Source organism: Xanthovirga aplysinae (assembly GCF_009711365.1).
Lineage (GTDB): Bacteria > Bacteroidota > Bacteroidia > Cytophagales > Cyclobacteriaceae > Xanthovirga > Xanthovirga aplysinae.
The window spans coordinates 1-3,409 of sequence record NZ_SMMB01000706.1 but is presented as its reverse complement, the minus strand read 5'-3'; the positions used below and the strand labels follow the sequence as shown (position 1 = coordinate 3,409).

General features: G+C 40.3%; 1 protein-coding gene. It reads left to right on the top strand.

All coding sequences use genetic code 11. The annotated features are described in order from the left end of the window. Positions 1 to 3,409 (top strand): pyruvate carboxylase (locus E1171_RS04440; RefSeq protein ID WP_155204495.1); only part of this gene is annotated, 3,409 nt, incomplete at both ends.

Genomic DNA, 3,409 nt, shown 5'->3' with positions numbered 1-3,409 from the left:
GCAGGAAGAGCTAAAAGCCATTGATAAAATTTTGGTTGCCAATCGGGGGGAAATTGCCATTCGAATATTACGTGCAGCTTCAGAATTAAAAATTAGAACTGTTGCCCTATATACTTACGAGGACCGTTACTCATTGCACCGGTATAAAGCAGATGAAGCCTATCAAATAGGGACCGAAAACGAACCTCTAAAGCCCTATTTGGATGTGGAGGAAATTATTGCCTTGGCAAAACGAGAGCAGGTCAATGCCATACATCCTGGTTATGGTTTTTTATCGGAAAATGTAAATCTGGCTAAACGTTGCAGGGAAGAGGGGATTATTTTTGTGGGGCCTGAACCGGAGGTCATGGAAAAGCTGGGAGATAAGGTAGCAGCAAAAAAGATAGCCATAGAGGCCAACGTACCCATAATTGAAGACAGTAAAAGAGCATTAACTAACTTGGAAATAGCTTTGGAGGAAGCCAAACGAATAGGATTTCCATTAATGTTAAAGGCGGCTGCTGGAGGTGGGGGTAGAGGTATGCGGGTGGTACGGAATGAAGATGAGCTCAAAAAAGCATATGGAGAAGCTCAAAATGAGGCACTGAAGGCCTTTGGAGATGATACAGTCTTTCTTGAAAAATTTATTGATAACCCTAAGCATATAGAAGTTCAGATTCTTGGAGACAATTATGGAAATATTGTACATCTGTATGAGAGGGATTGTTCAGTACAACGGCGTTTTCAAAAGGTAGTGGAAGTAGCTCCATGTACCACATTAAAAGCTGAGACAAAGGAAAAAATTTATAACCATGCATTAGCAATTGCACGTCAAGTAAACTACAATAATGCTGGTACAGTCGAGTTTCTGGTAGATAAGGATGAAAGTATTTATTTTATTGAGGTGAACCCACGAGTTCAAGTGGAGCATACAATTACCGAGGAAATAACTGGGATCGATATTGTACGTTCTCAAATTGAAATTGCCAGGGGCTATAAATTATCCAGCCGCAAGATCTTTATTCATGGCCAAGAGGATGTTCAGTGCAATGGATATGCTATTCAATGCCGTATCACTACTGAAGATCCGGAAAATAATTTTCAGCCTGATTACGGTAGAATTATAGCCTACCGAAATGCAGGTGGTTTTGGAATTCGTTTGGATGAGGGCAGTACTTACCAAGGGATGGTGGTTTCTCCTTTCTTTGATTCCATGTTAGTGAAAGTTTCTGCTTCTGGACGAACTTTAAAAGGAGCGGCAAAGCGATTACAGCGGGCATTATCAGAGTTTCGTGTTCGTGGTGTAAAAACCAATATAGGTTTTTTGGAGAATGTCATAGCTCATCCCAGTTTTACCCGAGGAGAAGCTACCGTACAGTTTATTGGCAATCATCCTGAACTTTTTAACATTAAAAAGAAAAGAGACAGAGGGACAAAGCTGCTGCGTTATTTGGCCAATGTGACCGTCAATGGGAACCCTGATATTAAAACGGTAGATGCTAATAAGGTATTTCATACTCCAAAAGTGCCGGAATATGATCGCCTAGGACCTTTCCCGGAAGGCACCAAAGATAAGTTAAATGCATTAGGGCGAGAGAAGTTTGTAGATTGGTTGAAGAATGATTCGAAGGTCCATTTTACAGACACAACTTTCAGGGATGCTCATCAATCGTTGTTGGCCACTCGTATAAGAACTCACGATATGCTGAAGGTGGCTGAAGGGTTTGCTAAAAATCACCCTGAAGTATTTTCTATGGAGGTTTGGGGAGGAGCTACCTTTGATGTAGCCCTTCGTTTTTTGAAGGAAGACCCTTGGAGGCGATTACAGAAGTTACGAGAATCGATCCCTAATATTCTTTTGCAAATGTTGATTAGGGGGTCTAACGCTGTAGGTTATAAACCTTACCCTGACAATTTAATAGAAAAATTTATTGAGAAAGCTTGGGAAAATGGTATTGATATATTCAGAATTTTTGATTCATTAAATTGGCTTGAGGCCATGAAAGTGAGCATTAAAGCCGTGCGTGAAAGAACAGGGGCATTGGCTGAGGCATCTCTTTGTTATACAGGGGATATTTTGAATCCAGAAAACAAAAAATATTCTCTACAGTACTATCTGGATTTTGCCCGTCAGTTAGAGGATGAGGGAGCGCATATTTTGGCTATTAAGGATATGGCTGGTTTATTGAAGCCTTTTGCAGCTGAATTATTGGTAAGTGAGTTGAAAAAAGTGGTGGATATTCCTATCCACTTGCACACTCATGATACTTCCTCCGTTCAATCGGCGACTTATATTAAAGCCATTGAAGCTGGAGTAGATGTGGTGGATGTGGCATTGAGTTCAATGTCCGGATTGACCTCTCAGCCCAACTTTAATTCACTTGCGGCGGTGATGAAAGGTCATGAAAGGGAGAATTCTTTTGATGTGAAGAAGTTAAATCAATATGCCGCTTATTGGGAGGATGTTCGAGAGTATTATTATCCTTTTGAATCAGGCTTGAAAATGGGTACAGCTGAAGTTTATGACCATGAAATACCTGGTGGTCAGTATTCTAATCTGAGACCTCAGGCAAGGGCACTTGGCCTGGAGGGGAAATTTGACCAAGTAAAAAAGAATTATGAAGTAGTTAATAAGCTTTTTGGAGATATAATTAAAGTAACACCTTCTTCCAAAGTGGTTGGAGATATGGCGCTTTTTATGACTTCTAATGATTTAACAGCTGGGGAGGTCATGGAAAAAGGACATGCTCTGGCCTTCCCTGAATCAGTAGTTGGTTTATTTAAGGGAGAGTTAGGCCAGCCCGTAGGAGGCTTTCCTGAAGAAATAAGCCAATTGGTATTAAAAGGTCAAAAACCATTTACCGATAGACCAAACGCTCATCTGGAACCTGTTGATTTTGATTCTGAATTTAAAGCTTTCCAGGAGCAATTTGATGAGAGCTGTAGTTTCCTGGACTTTCTTTCTTATTCTCTCTATCCTAAAGTTTTTGAGGATTTTTATAGACATAAAGAGCAGTATGGTAATGTGAGACATTTGCCAACGACGGCATTCTTTTATGGTTTGAAACCAGATGAGGAAATTATTGTCCAAATTAGCCATGGGAAAAAAGTGCTTGTTCGGATGTCCTATGTTTCTGAGCCAAATGAAGATGGAATTCGCATAGTTACTTTTGAATTGAATGGACAAATTAGAAGAATTCATGTAAAAGATCATTCGGTAAAGACTGCTAAGGTAGCCCATAGAAAGGCACTTGTGGAAAATGAGATCGGGTCCCCATTACAAGGCCGATTGGCTCAGTTAATGGTGAGGAAGGGTGATCAGGTGAAGGAAAACCAGCCTCTATTTGTCATTGAAGCTATGAAAATGGAAACTACTATTACTGCACCTAATGATGGAATAATCGAAGAGGTTTTGCTCGATGACGGAGAA